This window comes from Proteiniborus sp. DW1, from assembly GCF_900095305.1.
Classification (GTDB): Bacteria; Bacillota; Clostridia; order Tissierellales; family Proteiniboraceae; genus Proteiniborus.
On record NZ_FMDO01000013.1, the window covers coordinates 106,749 to 123,382 of the forward strand.

Genomic DNA, 16,634 nt, shown 5'->3' on the forward strand with positions numbered 1-16,634 from the left:
CTTATGCATGCAAATTTAAAACACTTAGATTTTTATATGTTGAAATTAGTAATTGATATAAATATTAGACTATTTTTGCAAAAATTTATCAGAAGGTACTGGGAATACAGAGATTGTTTGTGCTATACTTGATACTGATTTTGTACACTAATTCTCATATTTTGGATATATATTGTCTACATTTGCATTAAGTGATAAAATGTAATATATTGTGATATATATAGGTAGGAACTCGTCATAAAAATGAAGGAAGGATTGTTAAATGAACCTAATACTCTTATTTCAAGAAGATTTTGTTACAGAAAATAAAGTTAGATTAGTGGACAGGAGATTAAGACATGTATTAACTATTCATAGAGCTAAATTAGGAGATAGCCTAAGAGTAGGTCTATTAAATAATAAAATGGGAAAGGGCCTGATAACAAAACTTAATGAGGAAGTATTGGAAATGGAAGTAGAATTGACAGAATTTAGCCCGCCACCATTAAATATACAATTAGTTTTAGCTATGCCAAGACCAAAAGCCTTAAAAAGAATAATTCAAGATGTGACTACTATGGGCATAAAGAAGATATATATTATAAAAACTTGGAGAGTTGAAAAGAGCTTTTGGAGTAGTCCAGTTTTAGAGGAAGAAAACTTATTTGAAAATATGATATTGGGACTAGAACAAGGCAAAGATACGATACTTCCAGAAATAGAAGTAGTTAAGCTTTTTAAGCCCTTTGTAGAAGACCGCATACCAGATATTGTTAAAGGTACAAGGGCAATAGTAGCACATCCTATTGCAGATAAAGAATGTCCAAGGAACATAAAAGAGCCCGTTACTTTGGCTATAGGGCCAGAGGGAGGATTTATTCCCTATGAAATCGATATGTTTAAGAAGCAAGGCTTTGAAGTAGTCAGCTTGGGCAATAGAATATTAAGAGTAGAGACAGCAATCCCAGTAATATTAGGTAGACTTTAGCCTGCTATTCTGAAGGCTAGTAGTGAATCTAGTATCTATGATATAAATTTAAGCAATACAAGCTATATTATTATAGTCTTTTAAATATAATTGTATTGTTGTAATTTTTTTGCAAACTTACTTCGCATGTTACTTGGAGGGGAAAGTAAAATGAATAGTGTGCTAAATGTTGGACTAGATGTAGGTTCAACTACAGTAAAGATGGTTATATTAGACGAGATGACTAATATTCTATACAAAAAATATTTAAGACATTTTTCAGATATTAAAAATACAGTTATTTCCATGTTTGAAGATGCAAAGTCAATTCTAGAAAGAAATAGAATTACAATGATGATTACTGGTTCGGGAGGCCTATCTATTTCTAAAAAATTGGACGTGTCATTCATACAAGAAGTTATAGCTTGCACCAATACTATCGAAAGATATATACCTTATACAGATGTTGCAATAGAATTAGGTGGTGAAGATGCTAAGATAACATATTTAGGAGATTCCGTTGAGCAAAGAATGAATGGTACTTGTGCTGGCGGAACTGGAGCATTTATTGATCAAATGGCTGCCCTTTTGCAAACAGATGCAGAAGGACTAAACAATCTCGCTAAAGAATATAGGACAATATATCCAGTAGCATCTAGATGTGGTGTTTTTGCTAAAACTGATATTCAACCTCTATTAAATGAAGGAGCTGCTAAGGAAGATATTGCAGCATCAGTATTACAAGCAGTAGTAAACCAAACTATAAGTGGATTAGCTCAGGGAAAGCCCATAAGAGGAAATGTAGCTTTTTTAGGCGGTCCTCTGTATTTTATGTCAGAGCTTCGAAAGAGATTTATTGAGACGTTAAATTTAGAAGAGGATAATATAATATTTCCTGATGATTCACAATATTATGTGGCATTAGGAGCAGCCTTATCTTCGAGAAGCGAGGAACCAATCCCCTTTGAATGTCTATATGAAAGGGTACCTGATATAAATAGAATTGATACAGATGAAGAAAATAAGCTTATGCCATTATTTAAGGATGAAAATGAATATATTGAATTTAAAGAAAGACATAATAAACACAAGGTTAAGAGAGTACCTATAGAAGACTATAAGGGAAAAGCTTACTTAGGCATAGATGCAGGTTCTACAACTACTAAGGTTGCATTAATAGATGAAGAGGGAGGGCTATTATATTCCTTTTATGGAAGCAACATGGGAAGTCCTCTACAATCTACAATGGATGCATTAAAAGACTTATATAATAAGCTAAATGATGATATAAAAATAGTAAATTCAGCAGTTACAGGCTACGGAGAGCATTTGATAAAATCTGCCCTAAGAATAGATATTGGAGAAATAGAAACTGTAGCTCATTACAAGGCAGCAGAATTCTTTCTTCCAGGAGTAGACTTTGTCCTAGACATAGGTGGACAAGATATGAAGAGCTTAAAGATTCATGATGGTGTAATAGATTCTATTATGCTCAATGAAGCATGTTCTTCTGGTTGCGGTTCATTCATAGAAACCTTTGCAAACTCACTTAATATGGAGGTTAAGGACTTTGCGAAAGCTGGCTTAAGCTCTAAGAATCCTGTAGATTTAGGAACTCGTTGTACAGTATTTATGAATTCGAAGGTTAAGCAGGCCCAAAAAGAAGGTGCTGATGTTAGTGATATATCGGCAGGAATATCTATTTCTGTAATCAAGAACGCACTATACAAGGTTATTAGGCTTAGAAGTGTTGAGGAGCTTGGGGAGAAAATAGTGGTTCAAGGTGGAACCTTCTACAATGAAGCAGTCTTAAGGGCTATGGAAATTATAGTGGATCGAGAAGTAGTTAGACCTGACATAGCAGGAATAATGGGAGCCTTTGGAGCTGCGATAGTTGCAAAGGAAAAATATAGGGAAGGCTATGAAACTAAACTACTAATGAAGGATGAATTAAAGGACTTCACGTCGGAGATATCAATGAGACGATGTGGATTATGTGGCAACAATTGCCTGTTAACAATAAATCATTTTTCTGATGGTCGTGAGTATATATCAGGAAATAGGTGTGAAAGAGGAGCAGGTATTGAAAAAGTAGAAAATGACATACCTAATCTTTATGAATATAAATACAAGAGACTCTTTAGCCACTATAAGCCTTTAAAGGTTGAAGAAGCAAAAAGAGGTACTATTGGTATACCTAGAGTATTAAATATATATGAGGATTATCCTTTCTGGTTTACATTCTTTACGGAGCTAGGATATAGAGTAGTATTGTCAGGTCGCTCCTCTAAAAAGATTTATGAACTGGGAATGGAGACTATACCATCAGAATCAGTATGCTATCCTGGTAAGATGGTCCATGGACATGTTATTGATTTATTGAAGAAGGGAATTAAGAAGATTTTCTATCCTTGTATAGCTCATAATGTAATTGAGGACGAAACAGCAGGTAATCACTATAATTGTCCTATAGTTACATCTTATCCAGAGACTATAAATGCAAATATAGAAGAGTTAAGAGAAGATGAAATTACATTCTATCACCCATTTTTACCTATAGATGATTCAAATAGACTTAAGAAAAGGATATATGAAAAGTTGGCTAAAGAAGGACTAAGCAAAAGTGAAATTTCTAATGCTGTAGATAAGGCATATATGGAGCTAGAAAAATACAAAGCAGATGTTAGGAAAAAAGGCGAAGAAGCAATTGCCTATATAGAGAGGAATAATATAAAAGGTATACTATTGGCTGGTCGTCCATACCATATTGACCCAGAGATAAACCACGGAATACCAGAGATGATTAAATCCTATGGATTTGCAGTTATTTCAGAGGATTCAATATGTCATTTAGCAGAGGTAGAGAGACCTATTAGAGTTGTAGATCAATGGGTATATCATTCAAGAATGTATAGAGCGGCCACATATGTAGCCAAGCGGAATGACATAGAGCTAGTTCAGCTAAACTCATTTGGCTGTGGATTAGACGCTGTAACTACTGACCAAGTACAGGAAATACTAGAGCGGTTCGGTAAAATTTATACTGTAATTAAGATAGATGAAATAAATAATCTAGGTGCTGTTAGGATACGTATACGTTCCCTAATGGCAGCCATAGCAGAAAGAGAAAAGCGAAACTTTGAGCCAGTAGAGCTTTATGGCATTCAAAAAAGAGTTATTTTCACAGAGAAAATGAAGAAAACCCACACTATTCTGTCTCCGCAGATGTCGCCTATACATTTTCAGTTTTTACAAACTGGATTTAGGAAAGCCGGATATAATATTGAAATATTGCCATCAGTAGATAAAAAAGCCATAGATGAGGGGCTTAGATATGTTCACAATGATGCTTGTTATCCTTCCATTATAACCGTAGGACAGATAATGGAGGCTTTGAAGTCTGGGAAATATGACTTAAACAATACTTCAGTTATCATATCCCAAACAGGAGGAGGATGTAGAGCTACAAACTACATTGCCTTTATAAGAAAGGCCCTAAAAGATGCAGGTATGGGGCATGTGCCTGTTATATCACTTAATGCTGGAGGACTTGAAAAGAATCCAGGATTTAAAGTAACCATACCTATACTAAACAACCTACTTATGGGGATGATTTACGGAGATTTACTCATGAGAGTTCTCTATAAAGTAAGACCTTATGAAAAAGTGCCTGGCTCTGCAAATAAGCTGTATGAGTACTGGGTAGAAAAATGTAAGGATGCTTTGGAAAATGGCACTAGAAAAGACTTCATAAGAAATATTTATGGTATAGTAGAGGATTTTGACAGCCTTGAAATCCATGAGGATATGATTAAACCAAAGGTGGGAGTAGTAGGAGAGATACTAGTCAAATTCCATCCTACTGCTAATAATGATATAGTAGGCATATTAGAATCAGAAGGTGCAGAAGCAGTAGTGCCAGATTTAACTGACTTCTTTTTATATACTGCATTTAACAGCAAGACAAAGTATAGAGAATTATCTGGCTCATATAAGGGCTCATTATTTGCAGGAGTTGCAATAGAAGCAATTGAATATTATAGAAAAGATATGAAAAAGGCATTAGCAAATAGTAAAAGATTTACACCGCCTGTATCTATAGAAGAACTGGCAGAAGGAGCTGAAAAACACTTATCTTTATGTAATCAAACTGGTGAAGGTTGGTTCTTAACTGCAGAAATGGTAGAGCTTATAAATAGTGGAGTACCTAATATAGTGTGCTTACAGCCATTTGCCTGTCTTCCTAATCATATTACTGGAAAAGGCATGATAAAAGAGCTAAGAAGAGCTTATCCTGAATCCAACATAGCAGCCATTGACTATGACCCAGGTGCTAGTGAGGTCAATCAGCTTAATCGTATTAAACTTATGTTATCTGTAGCTTTTAAAAACCTTGAAAAAGAAATAGAATTAAAAGGGCATCAGCAAGAAGCGGCTTTAACACATTAAGATAAGGCTAGAAAGGAAAAAACTTTCTAGCCCTAACATATCATCTAGAGTCTATCTAAATGAAATTTGGATTGTTCACTTTTATTTTGGTTTACTAATAAATAATTCTACAATGATATTACCATATCTATTACTGTTCTGTGTGCCGATGCCTATATGAGTATAATTTGGATTTAGAATGTTTTTTCCATGACCTTCAGAATTCATTAGAGCTTGATGAGCGCTTTCAACAGAAGGGTTACCTGCTAGGTTTTCACCAGCGTGTAAATATTTGATGCCATGACTTTTTAACATATCAAAAGGGCTTCCGTAAGTAGGTGAGTTATGACTGAAATAATTATTGTCCACCATATCTTTAGCCTTTATTCTAGCTACCCTAGCAACATCCATATCTACAGTTAGAGGCTGAAGGTTTGCTTTTTGTCTTTCTTGGTTTACTAGATTTACCATTTGCTGTTCTTCAGCTGTTAATCTAACTACACCTTGTATTGGAGTATCTTTAACATCGTCTATTACAGGCTCTACATCATTTTCTGATACTGTTCCTATTTGATTATGTTTTGTTTTTACGACATACCAATCTCCTGATTTACCTACCGTATTAAGCAAGGTCCCTTTATCAACTCTTTGTATTACATCAGATTCAGTATCAGTACCGTTTCTTATCTCACAATTATCTACTGTGGTTCTAACAGTTTTAACAGTATTCATGCCATCTATTGAAGATTGGTTTCTTAGCATTTCCTCAGTGCCTGGTCTTTGTGGCTGCCTAGCGCATGAAACCGTCAATAACAAGCAAAGAATTACGAGAGATATTTTTTTAAGCATTTTAGCACCTCCATTGTTATTATTAGAAATTAAATTTAAATATATAATTGGTAAAGGTTTCCTAATCAATCTATTTATAAGCTTTAATATAATCATTTTGAAGAACTATAGTATAATTGATAATCAAAGGAAAATAAACTCTCAATATAATAGCGCTACAAATTACCTTAATAATTAGTTACAATTTATCGAATATATATTGATGCCCATATAGAAAAGAGGTGACTTGATGTTTTTTAAGAGTTCTCTTGAAGATAGAGTAGAGAAAGCAAAAAAAAATACAGATGAAATGAACAAACTTATAGAAGAGTACAAGCCTTTTATAGCAAGTACAATTCAAAAAAGAACTGGACGGTTTTTAGAATATGGTCGTGATGACGAGCTGACTATTGGGATGCTAGCATTTAAAGAATCCATAGAATCTTTTAATAAGAATAAAGGGAAGTTCTTAAGCTTTGCAAAACATGTCATTAATTTAAGAATGATAGATTACTATAGAAAAACAAAAAAAGATGGCAAAGTTATTTCCTTAGAAATGATTAGCCAACAGCATGATGGAAGTACTATTGATATAGGAGCAGCAAGAGCATTGGAAGAATATGAGAAAGAAAAGGAAAATGAATCTATAAAACTTGAAATCTTTCAATATAAAAATGAACTGAATAATTGGCAAATTGATTTTTCTGATTTAGTAAAGGTATCTCCAAAGCAGGAGAAGCTAAGAAGTCTTTACAAAGAGGTTGCAAGATTAATAATGGAAAATGAAGAGCTACTTAATATGTTGTTAGATAAAAAAAGATTGCCGATAAAAGAAATTGAAAATCTAACAGGAATACATCGAAAAAAGCTTGAAAGAGGTCGAACATATATAATATCACTAATAATAGTGATGAAGGGGGATTACCCTTACCTAAAGGAATATATAAACTGGAGGTGAGACTTTGCGAGGGATAGTAATGGAAAAAGATAAAAATAGACTTATTATAATGACTACTGATGGTCAATTTTTAGAAATAAAGAACTATATTAATCCAGTAGAAATTGGACAAGAGATAGAAGTTAAAAGTAGCTTTAATCATAAACTTGGAGTATTCAGGAGAGTTGCCTCCATAGCAGCCGCGATTATTTTATTTTTGTCAGGTGGATACGGCGTATTTGGATATCATACTGTCTACGGTTATGTAGATGTGGATATCAATCCGAGGGTAGAGTTGTCATATAATCTATATAAAAGAGTTATTGGAATAAAAGGACTTAATGAAGATGGAGAAAGTATTCTGACGCATGTCAAGGATTATAAAAACAAACCTATTGAAGTAGTAGTAAACAAAGTTATAGATAGTGCCATTAGAGAAAATTACATTAAAGAAAATAGCGAAAATGCAGTACTTGTTACTATAGCAGAAAGCAAAAATGAAATTGATGATAATAAAATATTAGAGGAAATAAATACTCACATAAAGGATTCTTCAATTGAAGCTGAGGTAGTAGTTATAAAAAGCGACAAGAAATCCTACGAAGAAACCAAACAAGATAGCACATCTCCTGGAAAGGCTAAGTTAATAGAAAAAGCAGTAAATGAAAACAAAAACATAGAACCAAGTGAGATTAAGGATAAGTCAATTAAAGAAATATTGAATATTATGAAAGAAAGTAAAAAAGAGAGTAAAGAAGAAGACAAGAAATTAGATAAAGAAATTAAAAACATTGAAAAAGAGAAGAGAGAAATAGAAAAAAACATTAGAAAAATGGAAAAGAAAAAAGAGAATAGATCAAATGATAATAAAGATAAAAAAAGGCTAGAAGACAGAAAAAACAATAGAAAAGGAAATATAAGTAATGATAAGGTAAAAGGAAATACGGAAAGTAAAAAAAGTAAAGATAACAATTCAAGTGGCGATTTCAATAATAGTTCAAAGAATAAGAGCAAGGATAATAATAAACAGGATAAGGCTAACAAGGACAAAAATAATAAATCTAAAGAAACGCAGAGAAAAAATAATGGGAAGAACGATTAAAGAAATAATCCAAAAAAATAATCACATAAACTAAGCCCTTGCACTAAGCTAGGGCTTTTTTCACGGTGCACCCAGCATGGGCGTAAGCTAGTGGGTGAAAGTCCGATATTGAACAAAATCGTAACTAACCAAAGACTGATTAATTACGGTTTTAAAAGTTTATCTTCACATTATGAAAAATTCAGACTATCTTAATGAACTGCCGTATAGCGGACGGTACGTACGGTGGTGTGAGAGGACGGTAAATAAAATAATTATTTACCTCCTACTCGATTTAATATGCGGACTGTATCATTCGCTAAAACATTGAAATAATGATTAAGAGTACCACAATAGACACCACAATGGCAATAACACTATACAATACCTTTCTTCTTATGAAAAAAATTCTTGCCATAATATCACCCCTTGAATATATTTCTAAGTTAGGGTATAGTATTCCATATTATAATCTATTTGTAAGAGTAAAGATATATTCATAAAACCTATACTGTAGGATACATTAAATTTTGTTATATGGTATATATTTACAGACTATGACAACTATAATATAATAATTATTAAGTTATATTATTTGGAGGTGTTCATATGAAAATTAGGATTTTAACAGATAGTGCAAGTGATTTATCAGATGAATTAACTAAAAAGTTTGGAATAGATGTATTACCTCTTTCGGTTTTCTTAGGAGATATAGAATATAAAGATGGTGAAACGATAGAACCAAAGGAGCTTTATGATAATATGAGGGCCGGAAAAGTGTATAAAACATCACAAGTAGCCCCTCAAGAATTCAAAAAAAAGTTTGAGGAATATGCAAAGAATAATGAATCCTGTATATATATAGGATTTTCGTCAGAATTATCAGGTACATATCAATCTTCTACCATAGCTAAGGAAGAAATACTAGAAGAATATCCTAATTTTGATATAACCTTAATAGATACTAAATGTGCTTCGGGAGGTTTTGGATTAGTCGTATTAAAGGCAGCCCAAATGGTTATGGAAGGAGCCTCAAAAGAGGATATAGTCAAGGCAACTGAATTTTATGCTAAACACATGGAACATATCTTTACAGTTGATGACCTAGAATACCTCTTTAGGGGAGGAAGAGTAAGTAGAACTGCAGCAGTTTTAGGTTCACTATTAAATATTAAGCCTATATTGCATGTAGACAATGGGAGACTGGTACCATTAGAAAAAGTAAGAGGTAGAAACAAGGTCATAAAAAGAATGATGGATATAATCGAAGAAAGAGGAGTAAGATTAAGTGAGCAAACCATAGGTATGACTCATGGTGATGACTTAGATATAGCTTTAAAGGCTAAGAAAATGATGGAAGAAAGATTTGGCTGTAAGGACTTTATAATAAGAGACGTAGGATGTGCTGTGGGAGCCCATTCAGGACCAGGGACGTTAGCAATTTTTTTCCTAAATAAATAAACTGAAGATATTTTTAAGTAAAGCTTCCTGTACGCTATAAAAAACATAGTATAATATAGGAAGCTTTTAGATTATCGCTAGGGAATAGATTCTACTCAATAATGGAAAGAGGGTAATTTTATATGCAAATACTATATAAAACATGGTATACTATGGCTATATAGTTAAGACATAACCTATAAGGAAAGAGGATGTAGTACTTTAAATTGAAGGAGGTCATTAATTGCCAAAAAAAACATTCTTCAATCTACCAAAAGAAAAGATAGATAAGATTATTAAAGTGAGTATAGATGAATTTACGGAATATTCATATGAAAATGCAAGTATTAATAGAATAGTTGAAAGAGCAGAAATAGCTAAGGGAAGCTTTTATCAGTATTTTAATGATAAGTTAGATTTGTACAGCTACATAGTAGGAAAAGCAGAAGATAGAAGGAAGGCATATATTTTAGAGTCTAGTAAAGGACAGGCTTTTCTTAGTTTTTACAGTTCATTAAGGAATATTTTTCTTGCAGAAATGAAATTTTTCATGGAGCTGCCAAAGCTTGCAACCATATCTCTAGATTTTAGAGAATCACGAGACATGGATTTAAAGAGAGAAGTTCTAAAGCATACTGTTGATACAACTAATATGTTTGAGGATTTGATATTAAAGGGCATAGATAATATGGATATAGATGATAGCATAAACTCTAAGCTTTATGCTTATTTACTTGAGGCATTAAATATTTCAGTATTAGAATACTATATTTACGAAGTTAATTTAGATTATAATAAAACTCTTGATTATATAGATAACATTGTTGCATTTCTGAAAAATGGAGTTAAAGTAAAGAAAAAAGCAATAAGAAACTTTGAAGACAGGTTTTATTAGATGGAGGGAAGATTATGTTCATAGGTAAAAAAGTAAAGCTTAGAGGATTGAAAATGGAAGATGTAGAACCTGCATATCAGTATATGTGTGACCCAGAAGTCTTACTTAATATAAGTCCAGGGATACCATATCCTATGACATTGGAAAGAGAGAAACAATGGTTTGAAAGCCAGATAGCCATGAAGGATACGTACAATTTTGCAATAGAAGATATAGAAACAGGTTTATATATAGGAGGCTGTGGGATAAATAAAGTTGACTGGAAAAATCGGGTAGCTACAGTTGGAATTTACATTGGGGATAAGGACTTTAGGGGAAAAGGCTATGGTACAGAAGCCATGAAACTCCTAATTGATTTCATATTTAACGAGATGAACATTAATAGAATTCAGCTTTTTGTATTTTCTTTCAATGAAAGAGCCATAAGATCATATAAAAAGGTCGGGTTTATAGAGGAAGGCATATTAAAACAATCAGTATTTAGAAATGGTAGATACTATGATGAGATAGTCATGAGTATATTGAAGGAAAATTATGTAAGATAGCGTGGAACAAACGTTAAAGACTCTGACCAAATAGAGTTTTTTACTTTTGCACTGACACTTTTAAGCAAAGTGTAATAAATAACAATTTATTGTTAAATATTGTTAGCTGGATTTGAGCTGTTTAATGTTACAGAATTTATTGACTATTCAATAAAAGTGTTGTATTATAAAAAAACACGATATAATCAGATTATAAATATTAAAAATCAACTGTATATTTTGAATATTACAATTTTATTACACGTAAAAATGTTTAAAATTCAACATTGCTAGACAAACTATAAAAAAACAAGTTGAAATATTCTGTATTATATATTAGAATATAGAAAAGCCTAACTAACATAGCAAATAGGCTTATGCTAGGTAACAAAAAATTTATTTACTATGATAATTAGTTGGTAGATAGTATTTTTTTTATTTAGGGAAATATATCCATTAAATTATTTTATATAAGACAAGCATTAAATTACTACTCAGTACATATTAATAGATTTTAAGAGAGATATGATTTATCATATCTGCTTTTAAAATAAATAATAATCAATTAAGGGGGAAGAAAAATAATGATGAAAAAAAGTTTAGTTTTATTACTAGTGCTGACTTTATCATTTTCAGCATTTCTAGTTGGATGTACTCCAAAAGAAGAAACAGTTGATACTCCAACTCAAACAGATACTCCAACTCAAACAGATACTCCAAGTGGAACTCAAGCACCAACCGAACCAATGGGACAAATTATAATTGGTAATGCAACTGAATTATCAGGTGACTGGGTACCATATTGGACAAATAATGCAGCTGATTATGATATCTATAACTTTATTACAAGTTATTCTACAGTTGACATGACATTTGAGGGAGAGTATTTAGTTAATGAAACTGTAGTAGAAAAGTATGATGTTACAGAAAATCCAAATGGTTCAAAGACATATACTTGGACTATTAGGGACGGTTTAACATATTCTGATGGTTCTCCAATTACAGCATTTGATTACGTAGCATCTGTTATGTTCTGGTCTTCACCACAAATTCAAGCAGATGGAGCGAAAGCTAGCTACGGTTATGACCTTGAAGGTTACAGTGCTTTTAACTCAGGTGAATCAAAAGTATTCTCAGGTGTTAGATTAATTGATGATAAAACTTTCTCTGTTACTATTTCAGCAGAAAGACTTCCAAACTTTTATGAGTTAGCAAGTGCAAGCGTTGGTCCTACTAAATTATCTTATTGGACTGATGAAACAGTTACTATAAAAGATGATGGAGAAGGCTGCTACTTCTCTGACAACTTTACGACTGAAGCTTATAAATCAAGATGGGATGTAGCTAGATTTGGAACTTCTGATTACCCAGCAACAGGACCTTATAAAATTGTTTCTTATGACGAATCATCTAAAACAGCTGTTTTAGAGGTAAACGACAAGTACATTGGGGACTATACTGGTCAAAAACCTAGAATTAAAACAGTTATCTATAAGTTAGTTAATGCAGAGACTTCAATGGATGAGTTAGCAACTGGGCATGTAGATTTATTATCTGGAATAGGAAGTGGTGTTGAAATCAATGCAGGTCTTGACCTTGTTGATAAGGGAGGAATTGCTTACACAGCTTATCCACGTTCTGGATATGGTAAGATTCAATTCCAATGTGACTTTGGACCAACTCAATTTGTTGAGGTTCGTCAAGCACTTGCATACCTTTTAGACAGAAACGACTTTGCTAAATCATTTACTGGTGGTTTTGGTTCAGTAGTTAATGGACCTTACGGTGAATCAATGTGGTTCTACCAAGAAACAAAAAGTGAATTAAACGAAAAACTAAATCAATATTCATATAGTCTTGAAAAGGCAAAAGAAGTACTAGATCAAGGTGGCTGGAATCTAGACAAGGATGGTAATCCATATCAAAGTGGAATCCGTTACAAGAAGTTAGATGATGGAACATTAATGCCTCTTATTATAGAATGGGCTTCTAGTGGTAATGAGGTATCAGAATTATTAGTAGTTAAACTAGTTGAAAACCCAGACTTAGCAGCAGCAGGTATTCAAATTAATGAAACAGTTATGACTTTTAATGAGTTATTAAATTACTTATACCGTGAAAGCTCAAAAGATCCTAAATATGCTGTACCAACTTACGGAATGTTTAACCTAGCTTCAGGCTTTACACCTATTTATGATATGAGTACATTCTATACACAAGATCCAAACATGGTTGAGGCTGGATATAATGATAACTTTATATTTGATGATGAATTAGAAGAACTTTCTAAAGCAATGGTACTAACTGATCCACAGGATAGAGAAGGATTTAAGCAAAAATTTGTTAGCTTCGTTGATAGATGGAATGAATTATTACCTGATCTACCACTTTATTCAAATATTTATCATGACTTCTACAATGATAAGTTAAAAGATTATAATATGAATCCACTTATAAAAATATCTAAAGCAATTCTTTACTCTTATGTAACTGAATAAGTTATAGAAAACTAAAATTATAGCAATTAATAACTCAAGAAATAGGGTATATATATACCCTATTTCTTAAATTAAACATAATTATTTCGAAAAATTAATTATTTAGTAGGACTAATATGTGAGTACAAGTTTATATAATTAAAATTTTTAATAAGACTATAATAAAATTCGAATAAGGCAGGTAATAAAATGATAAAATACACTTTCCAAAGAATTATATATATGATATTTGTATTTTCAATCATGTCTGTTATTCTGTTCACCTTGTACAATATGATACCAGGTGACCCTGCTAGAGCAGAGGTACAGGCTTTAAAGGCTACATTGAAGCCTGGTGAATATGAAAAAGCATATCAACAAGCTAGACAGAGACTTGGATTAGACGACCCACTAATTGTTAGATATGGCAACTGGGCTAAGGGATTACTAAAAGGAGACTTAGGAATGTCTCAAGTTCATAAGCAACCTGTAAGTAAGATTCTAAGTACTCCTCTTAGTACCACAATATTTATTAACATTTTTTCTGTAATTATAGGGCTTGGGCTAACTATACCCTTGGGAATATTCTGTGCTGTAAAGAAAAATTCCGCATTTGACAAAGTGGTACAAGTATTAACAATAATAGGATACAGTATCCCAGTGTTTATTTTTGCATTATTATTTATTTATGCATTTGCTGTTAAGCTTGGATGGTTCCCAGTTAGTGGTATGAAAACTCCTAATTTCCAAGGTACACAGTGGGAAGCATTTAAGGATACAATGAAACATTTAGCTCTTCCGTTGATGGTTATGACTATAGGTTCTCTTGGTGGAATCACAAGATATGTACGTGCTGCAATGGTTGATGCTCTAAGTATGGATTATATAAAAACAGCAAGAGCTAAAGGTTTAAAGGAAAAGGTGGTTATATTCTCACATGCTTGGAGAAATGCACTTCTTCCTGTTGTAACTCTGATAATAGGTTGGTTTATGAGTATATTCTATGGATCTTTAATTATTGAAAGAATGTTTAATCTAAATGGGCTAGGTAAACTACTGATAGACTCATTGAATAATCAGGATTATAATGTGGTTATGGCGATACAATTACTTTATATGTTGATTGCTTTACTTGGTAACCTTATATCAGACCTTAGCTATGGTATTGTAGACCCACGTGTCAGAGTAAATAAATAGGGGGAGGTAAAAACAATGACTGTTAAACAACTCAATGAAAATAATAAAGACAATAAAAATAAGAAAAGCTTTTTTAGCCTCCTCTTTTCTAACCTTTTTGGAAAAAGGAAAGAACTATCCATATTAGAGGAGGAACAGGTTCAAAGTCCTTGGCGAACAGTTATCAGAACTTTTAGGGAAAATAAAGTTGCTATGACTGGGCTAGTCGTATTTTTATTGATTTTTATAACTGTTATGATAGGTCCATTAATTAAACCTATTGATTTATCCTTTTTAGAAACATCTCAACAGAATGTTGCTCCTGGCTTTGATATTATGAAATTCCCAGAATCATTACAGGGAAATGTTGCAGACATATCAGTAGGTCCTACTTTTTCTGTAGCTGCATCAAAAGATGGCAAACTTCATATATGGGGTAAGACTAAAGTTAGTAGTGTTATTGATATTAGAAATTTACCCCAAGATGAGTCAAATAAAACTATAAATTTTGGTAAAGTTGAAAAAGTAGCTGCTGGGTTTGATCATGTTCTTGTTATGAATGACCAAGGGCAGATCTATGCTTGGGGTAGTAATCGTCAACAACAGGCTAATATTCCTATGGAAGTTAGCTATCTTAAAAATATTAAAGATATATATGCGGGTTATCAATGTTCAATCGTGCTAACAGAAGATGGCAGAAGTATCTTTTTTGGTAACCAAATGAATAATGATTATAATGAGTTCCATCCTTACCAAGGACAACTACAAAAAATAGCTGTTACTGCAGATGCAGCAGTAGGACTAACTTTTGATGGTCAAGTTGTTTATTTAGGGATGCAACAAAATGGTTATTCCACAGTACCAAGTAATATGGGAAAAGTTGTAGATATTGCTGCTACAGCTTCTACCATGGCTGCATTAAATGATGAAGGAAAAGTGATTGTTTGGGGTAATGTGACTAAAGGAGAAGCTGATGTACCTCAAACGGATGAAAAAATCGTATCAATTTATGGTGGAAGATATCATTATACTGCAGTAACTGAAAAGGGAAATGTACTCGCTTGGGGTTCAAACTACTATAATGAGACAGTAGTTCCTGAAGAAGTGAAAAAAGCAGATATGGATAGAGTTTACACTGGCTTCTACCAAAACTATGGGATTACCAAGGATGGTAAAATCATTACTTGGGGTTTGAAGGGCTATTTATGTGGAACAGATGACTTGGGTAGAGATATATTTACAAGATTATTAAATGGTGGACGTATGTCTATGACTATAGGAGCAGTTGCAGTAATTATTTCCACAGTTATAGGAATAATAGTAGGTAGCTTATCTGGCTTCCTTGGAGGTAAGGTAGACATTGTATTACAAAGACTTTCAGAAGTAGTAGCAGCGTTACCATTTTTGCCGTTTGCAATGATTTTATCTGCATTAATAGGAAATTCCTTGACATCTACACAAAGGATAGTCTTGATTATGGTTATCTTAGGATTATTATCATGGACTGGACTACAGAGACTGGTTCGTGCACAGGTTCTTTCAGTTCGTGAGCAAGAATATGTTGTGGCTGCAAGGTCATTAGGTATCAAAAAAGCTAATATTATTTTTAAACATATATTACCTAATGTTATTTCCATTATACTTGTATCAGCAACCTTGAACTTTGCAACTAGTATGCTAACTGAATCATCTTTATCATATTTAGGTTTTGGTGTCCAAGCACCACATCCAACTTGGGGAAATATGCTTTTTGGAGCAAACAACAGTGTCGTAATCCAGAATTACTGGTGGAGATGGGTATTTGCTTCCATCGTATTAGGTATATGTGTTATCTGTATAAACCTAATAGGTGACGGCTTACGTGATGCAATTGACCCAAGATCTCAAGAACGTTAAGGGGGG

11 protein-coding genes are annotated in these 16,634 nt (G+C 32.8%); 10 read left to right on the forward strand and 1 reads right to left on the reverse strand.

Annotated features, from left to right (window positions below; genetic code table 11):
* Positions 1-262 precede the first annotated feature (262 nt).
* The gene (locus tag DW1_RS03525; RefSeq protein ID WP_074349254.1) at positions 263-967 is read left to right on the forward strand and encodes a 16S rRNA (uracil(1498)-N(3))-methyltransferase; all 705 of its coding nucleotides are present in this window, start codon (positions 263-265) and stop codon (positions 965-967) included.
* Positions 968-1,117: 150 nt separating this feature from the next.
* The gene (locus tag DW1_RS03530) at positions 1,118-5,395 is read left to right on the forward strand and encodes a 2-hydroxyacyl-CoA dehydratase (RefSeq protein ID WP_074349255.1); all 4,278 of its coding nucleotides are present in this window, start codon (positions 1,118-1,120) and stop codon (positions 5,393-5,395) included.
* Between the two features lie 81 nt (positions 5,396-5,476).
* On the opposite strand, the gene DW1_RS03535 is transcribed toward DW1_RS03530, so the two are convergent.
* Positions 5,477-6,223, reverse strand: coding sequence for a CAP domain-containing protein (locus DW1_RS03535; RefSeq protein ID WP_074349256.1), 747 nt, complete (start codon positions 6,221-6,223; stop codon positions 5,477-5,479).
* Between the two features lie 229 nt (positions 6,224-6,452).
* Here DW1_RS03535 and sigI point away from each other — a divergent pair, with 229 nt between their 5' ends.
* The 8 genes from sigI to DW1_RS03575 all read left to right on the forward strand — a co-directional run bounded on the left by sigI (position 6,453) and on the right by DW1_RS03575 (position 16,628).
* On the forward strand, positions 6,453-7,160 hold the full coding sequence (sigI, locus tag DW1_RS03540; protein WP_074349257.1) for an RNA polymerase sigma-I factor: 708 nt from the start codon (positions 6,453-6,455) through the stop codon (positions 7,158-7,160).
* Positions 7,161-7,164: 4 nt separating this feature from the next.
* Entirely contained in the window at positions 7,165-8,241 is a 1,077-nt protein-coding gene (locus DW1_RS03545) for an anti-sigma factor domain-containing protein (RefSeq protein WP_074349258.1), read from the forward strand.
* Between the two features lie 588 nt (positions 8,242-8,829).
* Positions 8,830-9,681, forward strand: a complete 852-nt coding sequence (locus tag DW1_RS03550; protein ID WP_074349259.1) for a DegV family protein — start codon at positions 8,830-8,832, stop codon at positions 9,679-9,681.
* Positions 9,682-9,904: 223 nt separating this feature from the next.
* On the forward strand, positions 9,905-10,555 hold the full coding sequence (locus DW1_RS03555; protein ID WP_074349260.1) for a TetR/AcrR family transcriptional regulator: 651 nt from the start codon (positions 9,905-9,907) through the stop codon (positions 10,553-10,555).
* 14 nt (positions 10,556-10,569) lie between these two features.
* Positions 10,570-11,100: a GNAT family N-acetyltransferase gene (locus tag DW1_RS03560; protein WP_074349261.1), complete on the forward strand. Its 531-nt coding sequence runs from the start codon at positions 10,570-10,572 to the stop codon at positions 11,098-11,100.
* A gap of 563 nt (positions 11,101-11,663) precedes the next feature.
* A complete protein-coding gene (locus tag DW1_RS03565) occupies positions 11,664-13,577 on the forward strand; it encodes an ABC transporter substrate-binding protein (RefSeq protein WP_083605513.1) in 1,914 nt (637 codons plus the stop codon).
* A 189-nt stretch (positions 13,578-13,766) separates the two neighbouring features.
* Complete coding sequence (locus DW1_RS03570) at positions 13,767-14,753, forward strand: ABC transporter permease (RefSeq protein ID WP_074349262.1); 987 nt, start codon at positions 13,767-13,769, stop codon at positions 14,751-14,753.
* Positions 14,754-14,768: 15 nt separating this feature from the next.
* A complete protein-coding gene (locus tag DW1_RS03575; protein ID WP_083605514.1) occupies positions 14,769-16,628 on the forward strand; it encodes an ABC transporter permease subunit in 1,860 nt (619 codons plus the stop codon).
* The last annotated feature ends 6 nt before the right edge of the window (positions 16,629-16,634 follow it).

Coding starts and splice junctions, on each gene's coding strand:
- DW1_RS03570 (WP_074349262.1), top strand. CDS start 13,767: ATGATAAAATACACTTTCCAAAGAATTATATATATGATATTTGTATTT.
- DW1_RS03575 (WP_083605514.1), top strand. CDS start 14,769: ATGACTGTTAAACAACTCAATGAAAATAATAAAGACAATAAAAATAAG.
- DW1_RS03565 (WP_083605513.1), top strand. CDS start 11,664: ATGATGAAAAAAAGTTTAGTTTTATTACTAGTGCTGACTTTATCATTT.
- sigI (WP_074349257.1), top strand. CDS start 6,453: ATGTTTTTTAAGAGTTCTCTTGAAGATAGAGTAGAGAAAGCAAAAAAA.
- DW1_RS03550 (WP_074349259.1), top strand. CDS start 8,830: ATGAAAATTAGGATTTTAACAGATAGTGCAAGTGATTTATCAGATGAA.
- DW1_RS03525 (WP_074349254.1), top strand. CDS start 263: ATGAACCTAATACTCTTATTTCAAGAAGATTTTGTTACAGAAAATAAA.
- DW1_RS03530 (WP_074349255.1), top strand. CDS start 1,118: ATGAATAGTGTGCTAAATGTTGGACTAGATGTAGGTTCAACTACAGTA.
- DW1_RS03560 (WP_074349261.1), top strand. CDS start 10,570: ATGTTCATAGGTAAAAAAGTAAAGCTTAGAGGATTGAAAATGGAAGAT.
- DW1_RS03535 (WP_074349256.1), bottom strand. CDS start 6,223: ATGCTTAAAAAAATATCTCTCGTAATTCTTTGCTTGTTATTGACGGTT.